The organism is Paraburkholderia unamae, assembly GCF_003096875.1.
GTDB classification, from domain to species: domain Bacteria; phylum Pseudomonadota; class Gammaproteobacteria; order Burkholderiales; family Burkholderiaceae; genus Paraburkholderia; species Paraburkholderia unamae.
This window is the reverse complement of the sequence record NZ_QEOB01000017.1, coordinates 40,343-61,031: the sequence shown is the minus strand read 5'-3', so window position 1 is coordinate 61,031 and position 20,689 is coordinate 40,343. Positions and strand designations below refer to the sequence as shown.

The 20,689-nt window shown below is 66.2% G+C and carries 21 protein-coding genes; 6 read left to right on the top strand and 15 right to left on the bottom strand.

Annotation, left to right across the window (positions count from 1 at the left end; translation table 11 throughout):
• The first annotated feature begins 27 nt into the window (after positions 1-27).
• Complete coding sequence (locus tag C7402_RS30910) at positions 28-1,044, top strand: NADP-dependent oxidoreductase (RefSeq protein WP_208949031.1); 1,017 nt, start codon at positions 28-30, stop codon at positions 1,042-1,044.
• 43 nt (positions 1,045-1,087) lie between these two features.
• The gene (locus tag C7402_RS30905) at positions 1,088-1,987 is read left to right on the top strand and encodes an SDR family NAD(P)-dependent oxidoreductase (RefSeq protein ID WP_116613346.1); all 900 of its coding nucleotides are present in this window, start codon (positions 1,088-1,090) and stop codon (positions 1,985-1,987) included.
• A 146-nt stretch (positions 1,988-2,133) separates the two neighbouring features.
• Here C7402_RS30905 and C7402_RS30900 read toward each other — a convergent pair whose 3' ends face one another.
• From C7402_RS30900 to C7402_RS30875, 6 genes are all read right to left on the bottom strand, one after another.
• Positions 2,134-3,069 (bottom strand): HpcH/HpaI aldolase/citrate lyase family protein, encoded by a 936-nt coding sequence (locus C7402_RS30900; protein ID WP_244314979.1) that lies wholly within the window; start codon positions 3,067-3,069, stop codon positions 2,134-2,136.
• Positions 3,070-3,084: 15 nt separating this feature from the next.
• Positions 3,085-4,251: an acyl-CoA dehydrogenase family protein gene (locus C7402_RS30895; RefSeq protein ID WP_116613345.1), complete on the bottom strand. Its 1,167-nt coding sequence runs from the start codon at positions 4,249-4,251 to the stop codon at positions 3,085-3,087.
• Positions 4,252-4,280: 29 nt separating this feature from the next.
• Positions 4,281-5,483 carry an acyl-CoA dehydrogenase family protein gene (locus C7402_RS30890; RefSeq protein ID WP_116613344.1) on the bottom strand — a complete coding sequence of 401 codons (1,203 nt, stop codon included), beginning with the start codon at positions 5,481-5,483 and terminating at the stop codon, positions 4,281-4,283.
• Positions 5,471-6,562, bottom strand: a complete 1,092-nt coding sequence (locus C7402_RS30885) for an acyl-CoA dehydrogenase family protein (RefSeq protein ID WP_116613343.1) — start codon at positions 6,560-6,562, stop codon at positions 5,471-5,473. Before C7402_RS30885 ends, C7402_RS30890 begins: the two co-directional genes overlap by 13 nt.
• 34 nt (positions 6,563-6,596) lie before the next feature.
• Positions 6,597-7,073: a MaoC family dehydratase gene (locus C7402_RS30880; protein ID WP_341869261.1), complete on the bottom strand. Its 477-nt coding sequence runs from the start codon at positions 7,071-7,073 to the stop codon at positions 6,597-6,599.
• A 298-nt stretch (positions 7,074-7,371) separates the two neighbouring features.
• Positions 7,372-7,947: a hypothetical protein gene (locus C7402_RS30875; RefSeq protein ID WP_133254593.1), complete on the bottom strand. Its 576-nt coding sequence runs from the start codon at positions 7,945-7,947 to the stop codon at positions 7,372-7,374.
• A 352-nt stretch (positions 7,948-8,299) separates the two neighbouring features.
• Between C7402_RS30875 and C7402_RS30870 the strand changes: the two genes are divergently transcribed.
• Entirely contained in the window at positions 8,300-8,584 is a 285-nt protein-coding gene (locus C7402_RS30870) for a hypothetical protein (protein WP_112173702.1), read from the top strand.
• 73 nt (positions 8,585-8,657) lie between these two features.
• Here C7402_RS30870 and C7402_RS30865 read toward each other — a convergent pair whose 3' ends face one another.
• The 3 genes from C7402_RS30865 to C7402_RS46495 form a co-directional block, all read right to left on the bottom strand.
• The gene (locus tag C7402_RS30865) at positions 8,658-9,254 is read right to left on the bottom strand and encodes a nuclear transport factor 2 family protein (RefSeq protein ID WP_165842030.1); all 597 of its coding nucleotides are present in this window, start codon (positions 9,252-9,254) and stop codon (positions 8,658-8,660) included.
• 118 nt (positions 9,255-9,372) lie between these two features.
• Complete coding sequence (locus tag C7402_RS30860) at positions 9,373-9,618, bottom strand: hypothetical protein (RefSeq protein ID WP_112173700.1); 246 nt, start codon at positions 9,616-9,618, stop codon at positions 9,373-9,375.
• Between the two features lie 117 nt (positions 9,619-9,735).
• Complete coding sequence (locus C7402_RS46495; protein WP_133254592.1) at positions 9,736-9,918, bottom strand: hypothetical protein; 183 nt, start codon at positions 9,916-9,918, stop codon at positions 9,736-9,738.
• 461 nt (positions 9,919-10,379) lie between these two features.
• On the opposite strand from C7402_RS46495, the gene C7402_RS30855 reads away from it, so the two are divergent.
• Both C7402_RS30855 and C7402_RS30850 read left to right on the top strand, forming a co-directional pair.
• A complete protein-coding gene (locus tag C7402_RS30855; protein ID WP_112173699.1) occupies positions 10,380-11,036 on the top strand; it encodes a TetR/AcrR family transcriptional regulator in 657 nt (218 codons plus the stop codon).
• Positions 11,037-11,205: 169 nt separating this feature from the next.
• Positions 11,206-11,787, top strand: coding sequence for a hemerythrin domain-containing protein (locus C7402_RS30850; protein ID WP_116613341.1), 582 nt, complete (start codon positions 11,206-11,208; stop codon positions 11,785-11,787).
• Positions 11,788-11,839: 52 nt separating this feature from the next.
• Here the strand turns inward: C7402_RS30850 and C7402_RS30845 are convergent, their stop codons facing one another.
• From C7402_RS30845 to C7402_RS30825, 5 genes are all read right to left on the bottom strand, one after another.
• Positions 11,840-12,466 carry a hypothetical protein gene (locus tag C7402_RS30845; RefSeq protein WP_116613457.1) on the bottom strand — a complete coding sequence of 209 codons (627 nt, stop codon included), beginning with the start codon at positions 12,464-12,466 and terminating at the stop codon, positions 11,840-11,842.
• 185 nt (positions 12,467-12,651) lie between these two features.
• Complete coding sequence (locus C7402_RS30840; protein WP_116613340.1) at positions 12,652-13,398, bottom strand: SDR family oxidoreductase; 747 nt, start codon at positions 13,396-13,398, stop codon at positions 12,652-12,654.
• A gap of 49 nt (positions 13,399-13,447) precedes the next feature.
• On the bottom strand, positions 13,448-14,368 hold the full coding sequence (locus tag C7402_RS30835; protein WP_133254591.1) for a hypothetical protein: 921 nt from the start codon (positions 14,366-14,368) through the stop codon (positions 13,448-13,450).
• Between the two features lie 10 nt (positions 14,369-14,378).
• Positions 14,379-17,516, bottom strand: coding sequence for an eCIS core domain-containing protein (locus C7402_RS47475; RefSeq protein ID WP_208949030.1), 3,138 nt, complete (start codon positions 17,514-17,516; stop codon positions 14,379-14,381).
• A 107-nt stretch (positions 17,517-17,623) separates the two neighbouring features.
• Positions 17,624-18,784, bottom strand: coding sequence for a GGDEF domain-containing protein (locus C7402_RS30825; RefSeq protein WP_116613338.1), 1,161 nt, complete (start codon positions 18,782-18,784; stop codon positions 17,624-17,626).
• A 353-nt stretch (positions 18,785-19,137) separates the two neighbouring features.
• Between C7402_RS30825 and C7402_RS30820 the strand changes: the two genes are divergently transcribed.
• On the top strand, positions 19,138-19,899 hold the full coding sequence (locus C7402_RS30820) for a YoaK family protein (RefSeq protein WP_112173694.1): 762 nt from the start codon (positions 19,138-19,140) through the stop codon (positions 19,897-19,899).
• An 18-nt stretch (positions 19,900-19,917) separates the two neighbouring features.
• Here the strand turns inward: C7402_RS30820 and C7402_RS30815 are convergent, their stop codons facing one another.
• Entirely contained in the window at positions 19,918-20,607 is a 690-nt protein-coding gene (locus C7402_RS30815) for a VIT1/CCC1 transporter family protein (protein WP_116613337.1), read from the bottom strand.
• Positions 20,608-20,689: the final 82 nt, after the last annotated feature.

Genomic DNA, 20,689 nt, shown 5'->3' with positions numbered 1-20,689 from the left:
GCGCTCAAACCCTTCGCATCCCTCACCATGCTGCCACGTGAAAACCGTCAAGTTCTACTGAAAACCCGGCCGGCGGGCATTCCCCAGGCCGAACACTTCGAGATTGTCAGCCGCCCCTTGCCCGAACTCGCGCAAGGCGAATTGCTGGTTCGCAACGCGTATCTCTCGGTCGAACCCGCCATGCGCGGCTGGGTGAACAGCGCCGCCAACTACAGCACGCCCGTCGGCCTGGGCGAAGTGATGCGCGGTTTCTCGGCCGGCGAAGTCGTCGCCTCGCGTCATCCGGGTTTCGAAGAGGGCGACCTCGTGATGGGCATGCTCGGCTGGCAGGAGTATGCGCTCACGGACGGCAAGGCCATTCGCCGCAAGGTCAAGGAGCGAGACTTGCCGCTCTCGCTTTCGCTCGGCGTGCTCGGCATCAACGGCATTACCGCGTGGTTCGCCCTGAGCGAAGTCGGCGAGCCGCGGCCGGGCGACACGGTCGTCGTGTCGACCGCGGCCGGCGCGGTGGGTTCGGCCGTGGGGCAGATCGCGAAGATCGCGGGGTGCCGTACGGTCGGCATCGCCGGCGGGCCCGCCAAGGCGCAACTCTGCGTCGAAGCGTTCGGCTACGACATCGCACTCGACTACAAGAGCGCCACGTTCGAGCGAGACCTCGCCGCGGCGCTGCCCGGCGGCGCGGACGTCTACTACGACAACACGGCGGGCGCGATCAGCGACGCCGTGTTGCAGCACATCAACAAGGGCGCGCGCATCGTGGTCTGCGGCACGGCGTCGGTCGCGAACTGGGAGCCCTGGCCGCACGGCCCGCGCGTCGAGCGGCATCTGCTCAACAAGGCCGCGCGCATGCAGGGCTTTCTCGTGTGGGATTACGAGCACCGTTACGAAGAGGCCGTCACCCGGCTCGCCGGCTGGGTGCGCGATGGCAGGCTGCGCTATCGCGAAGAGATCGTCGAAGGCATCGAGCAGGCACCCGGTTCCATCGCATCGCTGTATCGCGGCGAAAACCATGGCAAGCGGCTGATCCAGCTGACTCACCGCTAGCCATCCCTCATTGAAGTCACCCATCAACAGTCGGAGCAAACCCATGAAAATCTGTGAAGGTCGTGTCGCTATCGTGACGGGCGGAGGCCGCGGACTCGGCCGCGCCCACGCGTTGATGCTCGCAAGGCAAGGCGCCAAAATCGTCGTGAACGATCTGGGGTCCGCCGCCAACGGTCTCGGCAACGACGTCGCGCCGGCCCAGGACGTGGTCAACGAAATTCGCGCGCTCTGCGGCGAGGCCATCGTCGACACGTCGGACGTGGCTGACTGGAGCGCGGCATCGGGCATGGTTCAGAATGCCGTCGAAACGTTCGGACGCCTTGACATCCTCATCAACAACGCGGGCATCCTGCGCGACAGCATGCTCGTCAATACGACCGAGGCCGACTGGGACGCCGTCATTCGCGTGAACCTCAAGGGCACCTTCGCGCCGATGCACCACGCGGCCGCCTACTGGCGCGAGCAGTCGAAGGCCGGCAAGCCCGTCGATGCGCGCGTGATCAATACGACCTCGCATTCGGCGCTCTACGCGAACATCGGCCAGACCAACTATGCGGCCGCCAAGGCCGGCGTGGCCACCATGACGATCGTGGCGGCCCGCGAACTCGCGCGCTATGGCGTCACCGTGAACGCGCTCGCACCGCGCGCCGAAACCCGCATGACGCACGGCCTCAAGGAATGGACGCCCGAGCAGCTGGAGCGGCGCAATCCCGAGTGGATCGCCGCGCTCGTCACGTGGCTGGCGAGTCCCGCTTCGCGCGGCGTGAGCGGCCGGATTTTCGAAGCGTGGGGTTATGGCTATTCCGTGGCGGAAAGCTGGCAGCATGGCCCGATTACGCCCGCGACGAAGAATCCCGAGGAACTGGACCAGGCGATTGCCGACATCATCAAGTTCTCGCGCAAGAACGCCGGTATCGACCGCGACAGCTGGCTCGAACCGTAAGTATGCCGCGCCCCTCGAAAGCGCTTGCAACGGCCTTCGAGGGGCGCAGCAAAAAACCAACGGGATGCCGGTCTTGCACTGACCGGGCATCCCGTTGGTTTTTACGGGTGACGGGCCGTGCCCGTCACGCCAACACCACTCACGCTTCAGGCCGACGTCACCTCGTTTGCCGCCGCGGCGCGCGCCTTGAAGCTCGCCACGAGATGCAGGATATGCTGCGCCTGCTTCAGATGCGGCATGTCCAGCATCCTGCCGTCCAGGCCCACCGTGCCGAGGCCGGGGTTGCTGCCGAACACGTCGACCACCCGCTGCGACCAGCTCACCTCCTCCTCACTGGGCGAAAACGCGCGATTGATGATCTCGACCTGGTCGGGGTGAATGGCGATCTTGCCGCTAAAGCCCGCCTGCCGCGCCGCGCGCGCGTCCGCTTGCAGGCCGGCCGCGTCGGCATAGTCCGCGAACATCGTGTCGATCGGCTGAACGCCCGCCGCCGCCGCTCCGGCCAGGCACAGGGCGCGCGCAAGCTGGTAGACCGTGTCGTATTCGCCATCGGCGCGCCGGTTGGTGCTCGCGCCAAGCGCCGCCGCGATATCCTCGGCGCCCCACGTCATGCCCGCGAGGCGCGGGCTGCATTCGCCGTAGCCGCCGAGCGCGAAGAGCGACAGCGGCGTTTCCGTCGCGACCGGCACGATGCGAATCGTCCCTTCCTCGACGCCCTCTCTCACTTCCAGCGCGTCGAGATAGCGCGCCAGCCGGACGACGTCTGCGGCCGAGTCGACCTTCGGCAGCACGATGCCGTCCGGCGCGCCGGCAACCACGCAAAGGTCACGCAGCGCGGCGGGCGTCGAGAGCGGATTGACGCGCACCCAGAGCTGCTGCGAAGCCCGTCCGCTGCGCGGGCGCGATTGCAGATACTCCAGCACCATCTCGCGCGCGATATGCGTGCGCGAGGGCGCGACGGCGTCTTCGAGATCGAGAATGAGCGCATCGGCCGGCGACGTCACCGCCTTTGCGAGCTTGCGTTCGCTGTCGCCCGGAACGAAAAGCATCGAGCGCAGCGGAACGGCTTTCGCTGGTTCCATGAGTGGACTCCCCTCTTATCGGTGGTTTGCGTTGCCGCGCTTTTCGAACAGGCTGCGGCCGATGATGTGCTTCATCACTTCGATCGAGCCGCCGGCAATGCGCGTGATACGCGCGTCGACGAACGCGCGCGAGATCGGATATTCGGTCATGTAGCCCCAGCCGCCGAAGAATTGCAGGCATTCGTCGACCACGCGCCCGTGCAGGTTCGAAAGCCAGAGCTTCGCCATGGCGGCGTCGTTGCCTTCGAGCTTGCCTGCCATGAATAGCTCGATGCAGCGGTCAACGAAAACGCGCCCGATCGTGACTTCGGTCTTGAGGTCGGCCAGCTTGAACTGCGTATTCTGGAAGTCCCCGAGCGTGTGGCCGAACATCTCGCGGCTGGCCACGTAGTCGATGGTGTAATCGAGCACCGTTTCCACCACAGCCGCCGAGCGCACCGCCTGGGTCAGGCGCTCCTGCGCGAGATTCTTCATCAGCAGCTTGAAGCCGCCGTGCTCCGGCCCGAGCAGGTTCGAAGCGGGAACGCGTACGTCCTCGAAAAAAAGCTCCGAGGTGTCCTGCGCCTTCAGGCCGATCTTCTCCAGCCGGCGGCCGCGCTTGAAGCCTTCGCGCCAAGCCTCGACGATAAAGAGCGAGACCCCGTTGCTGGACGCCTCGGGATTCGTCTTGGTTGCGAGCACAACGACATCACACAACTGACCGTTGGAAATAAACACCTTCTGGCCGGAGATCACGTACTCATCGCCGTCACGCACCGCGCGCGTATGAATGTTCTTGAGGTCGCTGCCTGCGTGCGGCTCCGTGAGCCCTAGCGCGCCGATCACCTCGCCCTTGACCATCTTCGGCAACCAGTGGCGCTTCTGCTCCTCTGTGCCGAACGCGAGGATATAAGGCATCACCATTTCGTTGTGCACGGCGAAGCCCGGCCCGGTGATGCCCGCGCGCGCGAGTTCTTCGACCAGCACGAAGTCGAACAGATGATCGGCGCCCGTGCCGCCGTATTCTTCGGGAATCGAGCAACCGAGCAAACCCGCCGCGCCGGCTTTCTCCCAGATGGCGCGCGGCACGATGCCTTCACGCTCCCACTGAAGATGAAACGGCGTGATCTCGTTCTCGATGAATTTTCGGACTGCGGCTCGAAAGATAGCGTGCTCTTCGAGAAATAGCGTTCGTTCAATCATTTGGCTGTGCACCCCGTGTCGAGTTTCACTCAGGCTCGCAGCAGCGACGCCGCGATAATGTTGCGTTGAATCTCATTGGCGCCGCCGAAAATGCTCCAGCAGCGCCCATACAAATACGCGTAGTTGATCGAGGCCGCCTGCATCCACGGCTGCGGCGAACCCAGGCCCGCTCCGGCCTCGCGATCCCGCGCGTGATAGCACGCGCCATACGGCCCGAGCAGTTCGCGCCAGAACGTCGTCATCGACTGAAGCAGTTCGGAGCCGCGCACCTTGAGGATCGACGCGCCAATGCCGTCGTCGCGGCCTGCTGTCCATTCGTCGACGTAGTGGCGCTCCAGCGCCACGAGCGCGGTCAGCGACGCGTCGAACTCCGCCATGCGCGCCATCACGCTCTCGCGTTCGCCTGGCGACAGGGAGCCCGTGTATTGCTGTGCGGTTTCCCGCATCTGCCGCAGCATGCGCAGCTTGTTGCCGGTATCGGCAATGAATGCGCGCTCGCGCGAGAGCAGAAACTTGGCGAGCTTCCAGCCTTCGCCCTCCGCGCCGACCACGTTCTCCACCGGCACGCGCACGTTGTCGAAAAACACCTGATTCGTGTGGTGCACGCCATCGAGCGTGACGATGGGCTCGACCGTGATGCCGGGCGTCTTCATGTCGATCAGAAGAAACGTGATGCCCTGCTGTTTGCGCTCGCCCTTGCCCGTGCGCACGAGGCAATGCATCATGTCCGCCCAGTGCGCTTCGGTGGTCCACATCTTCGTGCCGTTCACGACATAGTGATCGCCGTCGCGCACCGCGCCGGTTTTCAGCGAAGCGAGATCGGAGCCCGCGTTGGGTTCCGAATATCCCTGGCACCACCAGGTATCGCTCGACAGGATGCCGGGCAGGTAGCGCTGCTTTTGCGCTTCGGAGCCGAAGGTGTAGATGACCGGCCCCACCATGTTCACGCCATAGGGAATGATGGGCGGCGCCGCGTGCAGCGCGCACATCTGCACGAACGCGTGCTCGCGCTTGACCGACCAGCCCTGGCCGCCGTATTCGCGCGGCCACGCCGCGCCGAACCAGCCCTTGCGATGCAGCGCCTTTTGCCAGTCCACGTAGTCGGATTTGTGCAGATACAGGCCATTCGCCACGTTGTGGCGCGTGCGCGCCGAAAGATGCTCGCCAACGAACTGCGCCACGTCTTCGCGGAACGCCTCTTCATCGAACGCGTCGTCAATCAACTTTTCCACTCCGGCCTCCAGTCGCGCAACATGCTCGTGATCACGGCGAGCCGGGCGTTGCCGTGGCTCACCATCAATTCGTCCGTCACGCCGATGCCGCCGTGCATCTGAATGGCCTCGTGGCCCACCAGGCGCGCGGCCCTCGCGACCACGAGCGCCGCGGAAAACGCCAGCCTCGCCCGCGCTTCGCGATCTTCCGCGCCAAGCGCGTCGGCGTATTCGCGCGAGATCGCGCTGGACTCGATGTACGCCATGTACATGTCGACGTAGCGGTGCTGCAACGCCTGATACGTCGCGAGCGGTGCACCGAACTGCACGCGGGTGCGCAGATATTCCCCAGTCACGGCGATCAAGGACTCCATCACGCCCACGGCCTCCGCGCAAAGCACATTGACGGCGTCAAGGCGCGCGCCGTCCACGGCGCGTTGCGCGGCTTCGCCTTCGAGCCAGAGGCCGCCCCGCTCGACGTGTTCGTCGTCGAACACGAGGTCGGCCGCCGGGCGGCCATCCATGAGCCGGTATCCGCTCAACTTTGCGTGGCTTCGGGCGGCATCGACGCGCACGATCACGGGCTTGCCCTGCGCGTCGTCGGCGACGATCAGCCACTCGTCCGCTTGCGCCGCATAGGGCACCACGCGCAGCGAGCCGATCAGGCGCAAGCCGTCGGCCGTTCTTTCGCAGCGCAAACGGTCGCACCGGGCGTCGCGCCCGCCTGCGAGCACGGTCACGCGGCTGCCTTCGACAAGACGCTCGACACACGCCGCGCGCGTGGCGGCGTCGGCGCCTGCGGCGAGCACGCGGCCGGCAACGATGGCCGTTTGCACAAACGGCTCCAGGATCAGACCCGGCGCGAGCACGCGCACCGCGTCGGCGAGATCCCTGGGCGATGCGCCTGGGCCGCCGTGATCCTCGTCGAAGGCGAGCGCGAGCACGCCGAGGTGTGCGAGCGTGGCCCAATGCTCGCGGTAATCGACCGCGTCGGCGGCCAGCCGTTCGAGCCTGGCGGCCGGGTCGTAGCAATCGGCGAGAAAACGGCGCAGCGTTTGCTCGATGAGGCTTTTGGATTCCGGGTCCAGCGACGTTTGCATCACGATGGGAACCTGTCGGTAAGGTGACGCGCCGTTATTTCTTGGCACTGAGGCAATACATCAGCGCGGATCGCTTGCATGACGCCACAACCTCGCCACGCTGATTGATCGCCGTGTGCAGAAACACCACGATGCCGTTATCGGGACGCGACTTGCTCGCGCGCTTCTCCAGCACCGTCGTCTCGACGCGTATCGTGTCGCCTTCGAATAGCGGCTTTGGAAAGCGCACCTCGTCCCAGCCGAGATTGCCGACCGTCGTGCCGAGCGTGGTGTCGCCCACCGAGATGCCGACCATCAGACCCAGCGTGAACGCGCTGTTCATGAGCGGCCTGCCGAACTCCGTGCCGTTCGCGTACTCGCGGTCGAGATGGATCGCCGCGGGATTGAGCGTCATCGTGCTGAACAGCACGTTGTCGGTCTCGGTGACCGTGCGGCGCACGTCGTGATTGAACTGCTGGCCGACTTCGAATTGTTCGAAATACAGTCCTGCCATTGCCGTTTTCTCCCTGATGTTGTTTCGAGCGTCTCGGAGCGGCGTTCGCCCCGGCACTCGTCTCCCATTATATCGGATGCATGCATATTATATGTATCGATCCGTTGTAGCAATCCTTTCCGGCAACGCATTGTCGAGGCGATGTGGATACGGCGCGGCAGTGGCGGCACGCGCGCAAGGAAGAAGATCGGAGAAGAGACCGGGCGTACGCCCGTGAGATAGTCCGCAGGGCCAAAAAGAAAGCGCCTGCCCACACGAATGCGAGGCAGGCGCCAGTGATGCGGTATGCCCGGCGCTTTCGCGCGCCGGCGCGGGTTCAGCCGCGCGAGCGCGCGCCCAGCAGCAGGGGCGGTACGAAACAGCCCAGGCCCCACACGTAGCCAATCGTCGGGACCAACGCAAAGCGCACGGACCAGCACTTGAACACGATGAAGCCGATGACCAGCAGCGCCGCCAGATAGAGCAGCACGCAATACGTCCCCTGTCTCTCGTGCGGCGCGCCGCCGTGCGTGGATGCAGTTTTCGCTCGCGCGCCGAGGAAGAATGCCCGCCAGTTGCCGCTGCTGCGGTTGAGCTGGCGATAAGCGTAGGCCGCCACGGCGATATTGCCCCACCAGAGAATGACGCCGATCCAGGAGAGCGCACTCGCCGCGCCACGCTCGCGCCAGTAGATCCAGCTAACCGCGATCAACAAGCCCACGATCAGGTCGGCGTTGATGACAGCCTGCCACGCGCTGGCGCGGTAGCCCGCGAGGAACACGTCCATCCCGGCACCGTGCCCCACTCCCTCATTGGCAATGGCTTGCCAGAAGTGGAACGCCATCACCATCATGGCGACGGCAAGAACGCATTTTGCGGCCCGGATGGAACGGTTGGCGGCTGTGCTTTGCATGCTTCCCCCTGTTTTTCGCTGTGTGATGTCACGAGGCGAGCCATGACATCTCGAATGAACTGGCTGTCGAATATACAATATTCGTATGTATATGTACATATTTCAACAAACTGCGTCACCCGCCGTATCACCTTGCGATCATCGAGGAGATGCACTACAAATTTGCGCTCATTTAGCGGCTTCTTATCGTAAACCGAATTTTCATTACATCAATGACCGGTTGACGACCAACTCCTTCCTGCTCAGTGTATCCCCTAGTATTTGAATCTATGCATACCATCTTAACGGATACTATACTGCGTGAAGATCGCGTACCGCCAGGTGATTGAACCGCGTGCGCGCAGGAGGAGACATGAAAGAACTATCGAACCATCACGGCTTGCCGGCACTCGGTCTGGTGTTGATCGGCATTGTCGGCATCGGCCTGCAACTGACTGCTTCGCACTTCGAACTCATGCCCGGCACGGTTGGAGACATGTGCGGATTGCAACTGGGCACGCTGTTGATGGTTCTCGGCCTGGCCGGCGCCTGTTTCATTGCCGGGTTGCTCTGGCGGCGCGCGTTCGACGAGCAACGCGCCCTGATGTTCGGCTTCTACGGCGCGCTGCTCGGCGCGGCGTTCATATTCGCCAGCTAAATCTCCAGCTAATTTGCCAGCCGGATGGCCGGACGAGCGCCGGCCGAACGCGCAGGCGTTCGGCCCAAACCGCTCACCGGGTCATCAATCCATACACGGGATCATTCCTGTCACGCGTGCCAGGCGTATAAAAGCTCGCGGGCATTCCCTCCTGGACCGCGCTTTGCGGCCGGCAAACGCTGAATTCGTTGGTGATCTTCCGGCGCAGGATGCGCCACTCGCCGTCACGCTTTTCAAACAGATCGAGATAGCGGCCGCCACACACATATTCATGTGGCTGGTTCGCCAGCCCTGCGGCGCGCTGGGCTTCCAGATAGGCGGCGCCGAAGAATTCGCCGACTGCCGTTTCATTTCCGTCTATCGTATGGAAACCTAAATAATAGGCTTCCGAAGTCGCCTGCTTGCCATGCAGATCGACCACAGCGTGCGTGACCGTATGCATCGAGTACGTGCACACCCGCGACAGCATCTCGACTATGCGGGGCGCGAATTCATGCGCCGGGAGATGCATCGCACCGTGATCGTCGGTGGCATCGGCGTGGTAGATGCTGCGCAGCAGCTCGACGTCGAGCCGGTCGATCGCCCGGCAGTACAGGCCGAGCACCTTCTCTATGGCGGCGCGGTCGGCGCATTCAGTCAACGTGCGTAATGTGGGTTCGTCCAGTTCCATTCCCGGCTCGCGTGATCGTTCGGATCGTTGGTCAATGCTGTTGCTCGCGAGGCGTCCCATTCAAGACAAGACAGACGAGTCGCGATGCCGCCCTGTCTCACCGCCTGCGCGGGCGCGTTCAAATCAACATCAGCGGGTCAGCCTCGATGAGCTTGGAGATGGCGCGGCAATCGACGAGCGGGTCGCGCCAGTAAAGCGGCTCAAGCGCGTCCTGCGTTTCGAGCGCGACCGACGAGCGCAGCGCCTCCGCAAATCGCTGCAAGGCCTGCAATGAGCCGACCACACTGCGGTTCTCGTCACGATCGATGCAACCCTCGAGTTTCACCTGCAAGCCCGAATCCACGGCGATTTTTACGATGTCCACTTCACTCCTCCGTTTCCCTACGTTTAAGCCCGCGCTTTCATGCGACTCGTGCGCCGGCATCAGGCAATGTCGTTGTCGTCTTGATGCGATTGGATTGGATGGAATCGCGGGACGCGTTCAGGGAATCAACTGAATGCGGCCTACCGGCATGGCGATCGGCGGCGCGCAGGTTCCCGCGTAGTAGAAGCACGGCGCACTGACTGGCGGCGCGCTCGGTGCCTGCATCGCGCGCCACGCGAAGGCACTGGCGAGCGCCGCGCCCAGCGTCACCCACCCGGCTATCTCCATTCGTCGTTTCATCACGCTTCGCTCCACCAGAAGGGCCCTGGGCACGTGCCGGCAAATGCCGCGGCGCACGCGTGCGATCGAGTCGCAAGGCCGGTTTTCAGACGTCGGTCCGACATGACGATCACGCGATGCACAATGTGTCGTTTGACTAAATATTAGTAGTCGCTTGACCCATTTTCAAGCGAAAGGAGTTTGGGGAAAACACTGACCGGTGTTTCGCGAGTTGACAGCACAGGCGAGACTCCGCAACGATAGGAACGGGATTGGGAGGCGCACGGACGAGATGTTAGATATTAGTCAATTGACCCAATCTAGTTAGTCATGCGACTATCCTTCTCATCCAGGCGGTCAAAGGCAAGCGGGAGCTTGCAGGCCAGCGGCTCATCGTCCATGCAGGCGCGCATTAGCGACGCAGCACACGCGGCGCGCGTGCCGGACCTTTCGAAGGCTGCGGCATGGGAGAATTGCTACCTATGAAAGAGATGATCATCACTTCGGCAGAGGTGCTCGGCACGACGGCGGGCGCGCCCGCGCGCCGCGGCAACCGGTCGACCCGGGTACCGGCAATCATCGAAGTCGCCATCAACGTCTTCGCCACGCAAGGCAATGCCGGTTTCACCCAGCGGCGCATCGCCAGCGAAGCCGGCATCCGGCTGCGCACGCTGCAACACTATTTCGCTACACGCGAAGAATTGCTGCGCACCACGATGGAGGAGATGGTCAGGCGCTATTTCGATAACTTCGTCGCGATGGCGCGCGACAGCCGCCAGTCGCCCGAGGCGCGGCTCGACGCCATCGTCGACGCAACGTTTGCCGCACTGACCGGCCCCGGCACCAGCGTGAGCGCCTTCTCTTTCGAATGCTGGAGCCTCGCGGAGCACGAGGAATTCGCGCGCGACCTGATGGCAAAGATCACGGGCGAGTTTCAGGAAATGTTTGCCGACCTGATTGCCGAGCTCAATCCCGCGCTCAGCGCCAACGAATGCGTACTGCGCGGCGCACAGCTCGTTTCGCACCTGTACGGGCTCGTCGTGTACATCCGGCGCGCCGGCAAGGGCAGCGCCGATTCGGATGCCTTCAGGCAGGTCACCAAGGTCGTGTGGAAGGCGCTCAGCAAAGCGCCTCAATAGGCGCGCCGCTTGCCGCGAGGCCCTGCGGCAAGCCCCCTCTCCCCCCACACGCAGCCCGCCGTAATTTGACAAATATCAATGCGCCGTGACGCACGGCGCGCATAGTGAACGAGACCCGCGGCCACGGCACGCCCCCTTCCGGTCGGCCGCTTCCAGCAGGGAGAGCGACATGGAACTCGTCACGCGGCACAGCGCCATTCAGGTGATGTTGAGCGAACACAGGCGTCTTGCGAGCGTCGTGGCCGGCATGACGCGCATGGCCGATTGCATGGCACGCAGTGCCGGTGCGCCGGCGGCGATGCTCTTGCGCGCGATGCTCTACTACATTCAGGAATTCCCCGAGCGGATTCATCACCCGAAGGAGGAGCAATACCTCTTCGCGCGCCTGCGCGAGCGCACCGGCGAATGCGATGCCGTCCTCGATGAACTCGGCCGCCAGCACGAAGACGGCGCGCGCCGGGTTCGCGCGCTGGAGCGTGCGCTCACGCGCTACGAACTGGGCGGCCCCGCCATGCTGGCCGCGTTGCGCGACGAAGTGAACGGCTACGCCGGCTTCTACGCCAATCATCGGAACCTGGAGGAGACGGTGATTCTGCCCGCCGCACAGCGCTGCCTCACCACCGCCGACTGGGTGGAGATCGACGAGGCGTTCGGCGCGAATCGCGATCCGTTCGAGACTCTCGAAACCGAGGACGATCTCGACGACCTCTACACGCTGATCGTCCAGACGATGCCCGAGCCGCAGTCCTGAGCGCGGAACGTGCGCTGCGGGGAGCGCGAGCGCGCCCCGCAACTTCGCGGCGTCAACTGTCGGGCGGCCGTGCCGGCACCTTCTGCCAGCCGCCTGGGCACGCCCTCACGTAGGGGTAGTAGCCTTGGGGCGCATCGCAGTAGTACCAGTAGGCGAGTTCCGGCGCAGCGGCGCCCTGGTCGTTCATGTCGGCGCCGCCCCCCTGGAACTGGGCCTGGCCCTGCTCGATGTACTGCGTGGGTTGCGAAAAGTCGCCGGACACATAGGGGTAGTAGACGCTGGCGATGTAAGGCGGGTAGTAATACGGATAGAACGGATAGCCGTAGATGAAGCCCGGACCGAAGTAGAAGCCGACGCTCACCGACCCGCAGCAGCCGTACCAGCCGCCATGATAGTAGCCGCCGTGCCAGCCGTAGTAGCCGCCGTGCCAGTAACCACCGTGATAATAGCCGCCGCCGTGGTACGCGCCGCCGTAATACGCGCCATGCGCGCCGCCGCTCCAGCTGCCGCCGTGATTCATGCTGGCATAGCCGCCGCCGTAACCGCCGCCGCCATAGCCACCGCCGTAGCCCCCGCCGCCGCCATGAACCCAGCCGCCGCCCCTGCCCGCAATCGCCGTTGCGCTGATGCATAGCGCCACCGCCACGAACAGCAGCCGGCATCGATCACGCCCTGTCATGATGCTCACCTCACGCTCGCCATGCGCTTGCGTCGCTCGCGCATCGTCTGGCCCGGCACGCTGTGCGCGCCCGCTTCGAAACCGCCACGGGCTCGAACCGGCATGCACACGTTCGCCATAGCAACCAGTTTAGGCCGCCCGGCAAGAATTTTCCCGGTCGTGCGGAAGGCCGGTCAACCGGCGTTTCAGATAAAAGTCACGCCGCCATTGACGGCAATCGTCTGCCCCGTAATGAACGCGTTGCCGACCACCGTCAGCACGGCCTGCGCGACTTCGTCGGGTTCGCCAAGCCGCCCCACGGGCATCCGCTCGACCACGTTCGCCGCTTTCAGCGGCGCGACCATTTCAGTGTCGATGAGGGCGGGCGCCACGGCGTTCACGGTAATCCCTTCGCGGCCCAGGCGCGCCGCGTAGCCGCGCGTCAAGCCTTCGAGTCCGGCTTTCGACGCGTTGTAGTGCACGCCGACCAGCCCGCCGCCACGCGCGGCAGCCGACGAAAGGTTGACAATGCGGCCCCAGCGGCGCGCGCGCATGCCCGGCAACACGGCCTGGGTGCACAAGAACGCCGACTTCAGATTCACGGCGAGCGTGCGGTCGAATTCCGCTTCGGTGAGCTCGTCGATGTCGCGGATCAACCCCGTCCCCGCGTTGTTCACGAGCACGTCGATTGCGCCTAGCCCGCTCTGCACCGCGTCGATCATCGCCTCGACCTCGTGCGCCACCGAGACATCGGCACGCACCGCTATCGCGCGCCCCCCGGCGCTTGCGATCCGCGCGAGCACCTCGTCGGCTTCAGACTCGCGCTGCCGGTAGTTGACGGCCACCGCCGCACCGGCCGCCGCCAGCGAGAGCGCAATGGCGCGGCCGATGCCTCGCGAGGCGCCGGTGACGAGCGCCACGCGCTGGCTCAGATCAAGCGTGGAAGTGGGCATGCGGACCTCCTCGGATGTTCGGCGCGTGGCAGGCTAGACACGCGCGCGGTCAACGCAGACGGATGATGCCGGGGCGCTCGCCGAGCGCAGACAAGGCCGGCATCAGGGCGCCCGCGAAACTCTCGGCTCCCACGCCCGCACCGCGTTGCGAGGATTGCGCGCGCCACCAGTCGAACGGCGCGCCCGGCCCGTTCAGGCCGACCGCCGCGGCGGGCACGTCGAGCTGCGCCGCGAGCGATTCACACAGCGCGACGTCGAGATCGCCTGCGCGCGTCAGCATCACGTAGGGAATGTGGGCGGTCGCGGTCTCGGCGGCTTGCCACGTCCAGTTCGTCATCGCGGTCGGCACGACGCCACGCCAGGCAGCCGAAAACTCATCGCCGGCGACGAGCGGGAACACCGCCAGCGCCAGCTTGCCTGCCACGTCCGCCTCGCCTGGTTCGTCCGGCATCGGGCGCCCTGCGGGCTCGGCCGGGCATTGCGCCGCCGCCACCGGTTTGAGGTCCGCCCATATTTGCGGCTCGGGAAAGGGCCAGCCGGTCAGCAGCGGATAAGCCTGCGCGAACGCCGCATAGACGCCTTCTGAAGCCAGCCCTTCAGCGAAGGCCGCCTGTGCCTGGTTCTCCGAAATGAATTCGATGCTTCTGCCTGCGAAGAACACCGCGTACCCGGCGCGCCCCGGCGTGCGCGAAGTCTCGACGCTCACGGCAAATCCGCCGGTTTTCGCCGACAGCGCCTGCGCCAGCGCGGCGTCCCAGCCGCCCGCTTCGGCCGCGCTTTCTTCGAGCACCCACGCGACATCGACGCCGGACTGCACGACCCCGGCGTCCCGGAACACTCGCATGCCCGAAGCGGGCGCGTTTGCGCCGTCGCCGGGCGCGCGCACCTCGCAACCGCGCTGCGCGAGCACGCGCGCGAGCGCGGCCGCCCCTTCGGCGGCGCCCACTGCGGGCAGGAATGTGCGTCTCACAGGCATCCGGTCAGGGCTTCTTGCGTTTGTCGGGCACGTCGGGCCGCGGCGGAACCGGCGTTACGCCGGTGCGAGCCGGTCCCGCGAGCGGCGGGCTCAGCGTCCATTCGCCATCCGAGCCGCGAACGATGATGCGGGCAATCGTATCACCCTGAAACGCCGGGCCGGGGATCGGGTCGGTGGCGCGCGGCGGCGGCCCGTCCCACGCCGCCTGGATGTCGGCCACCCGGCTGCCCGGCATGTCGATGCGCACTTCGACATGGGAGTAACCGGCGCGCTGCGCGGAAACGAGCGCGTCGGACGCCATCTGGCGCGCGAGATTGGGATGCGCCTGCGCCACGGCGCGCTTGAGCGAGAGCGCGCGCGGCGGTTGCCCGATGGTGCCGTCGATGCCGGGATACTGAATGCCGCTCGTCGTGTCGCCGAAGAGATGAATCTCCTCGCCGGTGCGCCGCGAGAGTTCGGTGGCCTGGGCGATTTCGTGCGCACCGGGCGGCTCGTTTTCGAAGTGCAGCGTGACTCTCGAATCGGGCACCGGCTGGTTGTTGCGCAACTGGGGACGCAACGGGTCGTCGGTGGCGTGCGCGGCCTGATAAGCGGCGCGGTCGGCGGCCGTGACGGCGGCCTGGTAGCGGTCCAGAAACGTCTGCGCCTGCGCGCGGATGCGCTCGGCAGGAATCCTGCGGAACACGGTTTCCGGATTGCCGCCGTTCTGGCGAATCTCCGCCGACCAGATGTCGAGCCCCGGCCGCAGATTCTCGGGCAGCGCGGCGCGCGCGGCATTCTCCACGGCGCCGATGGCCGGGTTCACCTGCGGCGCGACCGGGCGGGGCGGCGCGGGCGGCAGCGGCACGTGCGCGTTGGGGCCTGCGGGCACGGTGCCTGGCATCGACAGCCGCACCGTCTGCCCCACGCGCTGCCCGGCCCGATACGCGCGGCTGCCGAGGAAGAGCGTGAGCAGGCTGCCGCCGCCCGTGCCCGTCTGGGACGAGCGCGCCTCGCTGCCGAGCGACTGCTCCGTGCCGAGGCGCTGGCCCGTGATGCCTTCGAGGAGCTGGCTCACGCCGATGATGTCGCCCGCCGAATGCAGCAGGGTGAGCGGCACGGGCACGTCGTAGTTGCCGCGCTCAATCTCGTCGCGGCGCGCACGGTACGATTGCAGGCCGCTGTAGCCCGCCATGCCGACCAGCAGCCACGTCGCCTGGCCGCCCGTGATGACCTCGGCCCCCACGAAAAGCCCCACCACGGCCACGGCGAACAGCCCCGTCGCCACGGTCTCGCCGAACGAGGCCAGCACGCTCTTCGGCAGCAACTCGTTGCGGTCGATCGTTTCGTGTTCGAGCGGCTTTTGCTGCGCCTCGCCAATGCGCTCCGAATAACCGCCCTGGAGCAGATTGAGCAGCACCTGATTGACGGAAACCGTCGCATAGTTCGCATCCTGCATATGGATGCTGGCCCACTGCACGAGGTCGTTGGCGAGCGCGTCGAGCACGCGCTGCAACGCCGGGTCGCCGGTGACGAGGATGTCCTTGCCCTCGGAATCGAGCGGAATCGAATACGGGAACCGGCGCGACGAATACCCCCAGAGCTTCATCGCCTTGGCGAGGAATTCGTCGAACTTGGCCGACTTCGCCTTGAGCACCTCCGGCGACTGCGCGGCGGCCTCCTTGTCGGCCTCGATCTTCTTGCGCGCCGACGCCTCGACATCGCGCTTGAGCAGGCCGACTGAAATCTCGGCGTAGACCTTGGCCGGATCGGCCTTCGCGAAGTCCTTGTCGTTGCGGTGCTGCTCGTACCAGTCCTGGAAGCGGCGCAGCGCCTCGACCGCGCGCGCCTGCTCCTCGGCGGGAAGTTTGGCGTTCTCGGCCAGGCGCGCCTTCATGAAGCGCAGCCACTCCTGGGTGCGCTCCGCCTCCGGGTCCTTCGGCCGCTCGGGCTGGCGCAGGCTCTGCGCCCACAGTTCGGGCGGCGTGATCGTGAGGAATTCCGGGCTGTCGGCGTGGTCGTGAACCCACTGGTAATAGCGCGCGACGGCTTCGGCCGGTTCGTGCGTCGTTTTGATATACGCCATGAAGTTGCCGTAGGCCCGAGCGACGGCCGGTGACATCGCCGTCTTCGCATCGGCGCAGACCGGCGCGCCCTGCCCCGGTCCCGTGACGCACACGTGAGGGCCGCGAAAGAGCTCGGCATCGACCAGGCTGTCGGCGATCTTGCGGGCCGCTGCTGCGGCGGCGAGGCCGGCGAGCGCGATCGAGACCTTGTTGGTCCCGTCGTCGATCAGGATCGCGCCCTGGGCGTCGATGCGATAGCGCCGCGAGTAGGTGCGATCCGGCTCGGGGTTGCTCGCCAGCCCGTACACGGCCACCGCGATCTCGTCATTGGCCTTGAGCGCGAGCGCGGGCGGCGTCGAATCGCGGCGCAGCACGCCGCGCGCGGGGGCCGCTTCCTGCTGCACGACATGCGCCAGTTCGTGCGCGAGCAGATGACGCCCGCGCGCCGTATGCGGCGCGTAGTGGCCGCCGCCGAAGACGATATCGCGCCCCAAGGTGAAGGCGCGGGCGGACACGGCGCGCGCCGCCGTGTCCGCCACGCCGCCTTCGTGGATGCGCACCGCCGAAAAGTCGCGCGCGAATCGCGGCTCGAAGAACGCGCGCGCGGCGGCGTCGAGCGGGCGCCCCGGCGAGCGGATCGTTTGCTCGACGATGGCGGGGGCTTCGGCGGCGGCGGTAGTGGTAGCGGCTGTCGGCGTCTCGTCATGCGCCGCGCGCTTGCGCATGAGCTGTGGCGGCGCGTGCACGGTCGGCGCGGAATCGGGGGCCGGCATGCGCATCACCTGGTCGGCGATGTGGTCGGCCTCGTGCTCCAGCGGGTCGTCGCTGCGGCCCAGCACGGTCTTCGCCTGGATGGCCGCGAGCGCGGGTGGCGCAATGGGTAGCGCTGTGGGTGGTGCAACGGGCGCGCGCGCAGGCGGCGCCGGTTCGGCGCGCTCGGGCGCAAAGCGGGGAATCTCGCCGGTTTCGCGGCCGGGCCGCTCGCCCAGGACGGGCGAAGCTGCGTTCGACAGCGGGTTCGCGAGCGGTTTCGGCGGCCGGCGCGCGGATCTCCCGGCTGGCACCGTTTTGGGCCTGGCGGCCTTGGGAGCAAACACGGCGGGGCGCCTCCCGGATCGTGGCGGCAACGTGGCCAGCGCACATGCCTAACGATTATAGGAATGATCGGATCAGTGCGAAGCGCCTTTTGCCAGGCGGCGTGCGGCTAGACCGTCGACAGCGCGTCGGCGTCCGGGGCCGTCACGACGCGGTTGCGCCCCATGGCCTTGGCCGCGTAAAGCGCCGCGTCTGCCCGCGCCATCACCGCCTCCAGCGCGTCGCCCGGAGCAATGCAGGCCACGCCCGCGCTGAACGTGCAGCGCACGCCGTCGTGCGCCGCCCGCTCGAGCGCCAGCCGCAGCGCGTTCGTGAACCGGAGGGCCTCGGGCTTGTGCGTGCCGGCGAACACCACGCCGAACTCCTCGCCGCCCAGGCGCCCGAACAGGTCGCACGCTCGCAACTCCCTCGCCACGACCGCGCCGAAATGCGTCAAGGTGCGATCGCCTGCCGCGTGGCCAAAGCCGTCGTTGATGGCCTTGAAGTTGTCGATGTCGAGGATCGCGACGGCAAGCGGCTCGCCCGCCGCCAGCGCGCGCGCATGCAAGGCGTTCGCCTTCGCCATGAACGCGCGCCGCATGAGCGCGCCGGTCAGTTCGTCGATCGTCGCGAGCTTCTCCATTCTGCGCACGAGCTGATCGTGCGCCACCATCGCCATGCCGATCGACATGCACGGCAGCGTGATGATCGCGAGCCCGACGAACAACACGCTCCAGGCAGTCGGTTGCAGATAGGTGACTGGCGCCATCGCGCCGATGGCGACGCCCACGGCGCGCGCGCCATGCACCAGCGCGCCGAGATACGCGGCCACGGTGACGAACCAGTAGCCGTAGCGCGCGCCGTCGCGCGGCGCGTGCCGCAGCACGAGCGTGCCCACGGCGACCCGCCCGTAAGCCAGCACGGCCGAGACGAGCGCAACCCGCATTTCGACGTCCGGCGCCACGCAGGTGACATACACCAGCGCGCCATAGGCGACGATGAACGCCGCCGTCTCGTCGCGCCGCGCGGGACGTATGCCGAAGAACTGGCGCGTGCCCTGCACGAGCAGCGCGACCGCCACGAAGGTGATAAACCCGACGACCATGATCGCGGCGGGCGCGGGCCGCTCGTCGATGAACAGCACGAGCGACGAGACCACCGCGAGCAGAGCATAAGCCGCGCACCAGCGGTCGATGCCGGGCACGGCGGCACGCCGCAGCGAACCCAGTATGGCGACGCTCATCAGGCACGAGGCGATCAGGATGCCGAATAGCGCGAGGGTGCTGGGCATGAAAAGGGATCGGGCGGGGTCAGTCGTAGTCGGGCGCGAACACGGGGCGCGCCGATTTAAAACAGCGCGAATTCACCGCAAATGAAAGCGAAACGAAATATGTTAAAGCCGCGAAAAGCCCGATCGGTCCAGGCGATAAAGAACCGTATCGTATCGCAAACGGGTAACGGCTCAATACGGTCGAACGGCATTTAAAGCGCCTGGGGGTCAATCCGGAAAACGGCGATCCGGCGGCGTTTCCCGACCGACCGTGCGACAACTCGCCGCATATCCGGCAAGGCGTGGGGCCAGGCCGCGCCCAAGGCGAGCGTCGTACACTATCTCACTTCACGCCCGCCGCCCGGAAAGCCGCCGTGCCTATCCATTACCTGCGCAGCTTCACCTCAGTCGACCGCACCGAGCGGGCCAACCTGCGGCTCGGCCGCGCGCTCGCCTGGGTGGCCGGCGCGATCAACGCGGGCGGGTTTCTCGCGGTCGGGCAGTACACCTCGCACATGTCGGGCATCGTTTCGTCGCTCGCGGACAACGTCGCGCTCGGCGATTTCGGCATCGCGCTGGCCGCGATCAGCTCCGTGATCGCCTTTGCCAGCGGCGCGGCGACCTCGGCCATCCTGATCAACTGGGGACGCCGCCGCGGCGCGCACAGCGTCTACGCCTTGCCGCTGCTGCTCGAAGCCGCCCTGCTGCTGTGCTTTGCCGCCCTCGGCGCGAATCTGGAAGTGCACCGCGTGCTGTTCGTGCCGGTCACGGTCGCGCTGCTCTGCTATGTCATGGGCGTGCAAAACGCCATGATCACGAAAATCTCGCACGCCGAAATCCGCACCACGCACGTCACCGGCATCGTGACGGACCTGGGCATCGAACTGGGCAAGGCGCTGTACTGGAACTGGGGCGTGCCCGTGGCCGCCGGGCATCACGTGGCGGCCGACATGCAGCGCGTGCGCGTGCTCGGCTCCCTGCTCGCCATGTTCCTCGTGGGCGGCACGCTGGGCGCGCTGGCCTTCCGCCATTTCGGCTTCGCGGCGGGCGTGCCCTTGTCGGTGGTGCTCGTGATACTCGCGAGCGTTCCGTTGACCGACGACCTGCGGCGCCTGCCGCTGCGCGAGCGTGTTTGAGCCGCGCACGCCCTTCGGCTAGCCGCCCAGCGCAATGATCGCCGCGGTCAGCACGACGCCGAGCACCGTCATGGCAAGGCCCGCCCGCAGCGCACCCGCGCCCGTGTAGCGGCCGAGCGCATAGCCCGCGCCGAACAGCATCGCCAGCGTGAGCACGCGCGAGATGACGAGCGCCGTGACATGATCCCTGACGACGAGAAACGGCAGCGCCACCGGGAAGGTCGAGACGACGACAAGCAAAAAAATGCCGAGCGCGCCGAGCAGGTCGTTGCGCACCAGATGCGCGCGCGGCGGCAGCGTGGGCACGGCCGCGAGGCGCACGCGAATGAGTTCGAGTTCGGCGTCGTCGACGAGCGGCTCCAGCGCCCTCGGCAAGGCGTCGCGCAATGAGCGGACGGCGGCGGCCGGGTCGCGCTCGCGCTTCACGGTCAGCGCGAGCGTGAGGCGTTGCCCGCGATCGGCAAGCGTGCGCACGAGGAACATCACCGCGTCGGCGAGACCCCACGCCAGGTTGCATCCGAGCGCGGAAAAGAACATCTTGCGCCCGAGGTCTTCGCCCGTCGAAACCGCCTTGACCGCGCCCACGAAGGTCAAGGCCATGAAGAGGCCGAAACACAGTTCGGTCACGCGGTCCACGGTGTTGAGAACCGGCTCGCGCTTTTCGGATTCGTCTTGCCGGGCGTGACTGGCGTTGCTGGCGTTGCTCATGAGACCTCGTCGAAAGGTGGCGGACGCGACGGACTGCCCGAACGATGATAAGTCAACCGAACCATCAAGGGCGATCAGGGAC

Coding starts and splice junctions, on each gene's coding strand:
- C7402_RS30845 (WP_116613457.1), bottom strand. CDS start 12,466: ATGACAGGGCGTGATCGATGCCGGCTGCTGTTCGTGGCGGTGGCGCTA.
- C7402_RS30825 (WP_116613338.1), bottom strand. CDS start 18,784: ATGCCCAGCACCCTCGCGCTATTCGGCATCCTGATCGCCTCGTGCCTG.
- C7402_RS30870 (WP_112173702.1), top strand. CDS start 8,300: ATGAAAGAACTATCGAACCATCACGGCTTGCCGGCACTCGGTCTGGTG.
- C7402_RS30855 (WP_112173699.1), top strand. CDS start 10,380: ATGAAAGAGATGATCATCACTTCGGCAGAGGTGCTCGGCACGACGGCG.
- C7402_RS30875 (WP_133254593.1), bottom strand. CDS start 7,947: ATGCAAAGCACAGCCGCCAACCGTTCCATCCGGGCCGCAAAATGCGTT.
- C7402_RS30905 (WP_116613346.1), top strand. CDS start 1,088: ATGAAAATCTGTGAAGGTCGTGTCGCTATCGTGACGGGCGGAGGCCGC.
- C7402_RS30815 (WP_116613337.1), bottom strand. CDS start 20,607: ATGAGCAACGCCAGCAACGCCAGTCACGCCCGGCAAGACGAATCCGAA.
- C7402_RS30900 (WP_244314979.1), bottom strand. CDS start 3,069: ATGGAACCAGCGAAAGCCGTTCCGCTGCGCTCGATGCTTTTCGTTCCG.
- C7402_RS30850 (WP_116613341.1), top strand. CDS start 11,206: ATGGAACTCGTCACGCGGCACAGCGCCATTCAGGTGATGTTGAGCGAA.
- C7402_RS30885 (WP_116613343.1), bottom strand. CDS start 6,562: ATGCAAACGTCGCTGGACCCGGAATCCAAAAGCCTCATCGAGCAAACG.
- C7402_RS30865 (WP_165842030.1), bottom strand. CDS start 9,254: ATGGAACTGGACGAACCCACATTACGCACGTTGACTGAATGCGCCGAC.
- C7402_RS46495 (WP_133254592.1), bottom strand. CDS start 9,918: ATGAAACGACGAATGGAGATAGCCGGGTGGGTGACGCTGGGCGCGGCG.
- C7402_RS30840 (WP_116613340.1), bottom strand. CDS start 13,398: ATGCCCACTTCCACGCTTGATCTGAGCCAGCGCGTGGCGCTCGTCACC.
- C7402_RS30910 (WP_208949031.1), top strand. CDS start 28: ATGCTGCCACGTGAAAACCGTCAAGTTCTACTGAAAACCCGGCCGGCG.
- C7402_RS30895 (WP_116613345.1), bottom strand. CDS start 4,251: ATGATTGAACGAACGCTATTTCTCGAAGAGCACGCTATCTTTCGAGCC.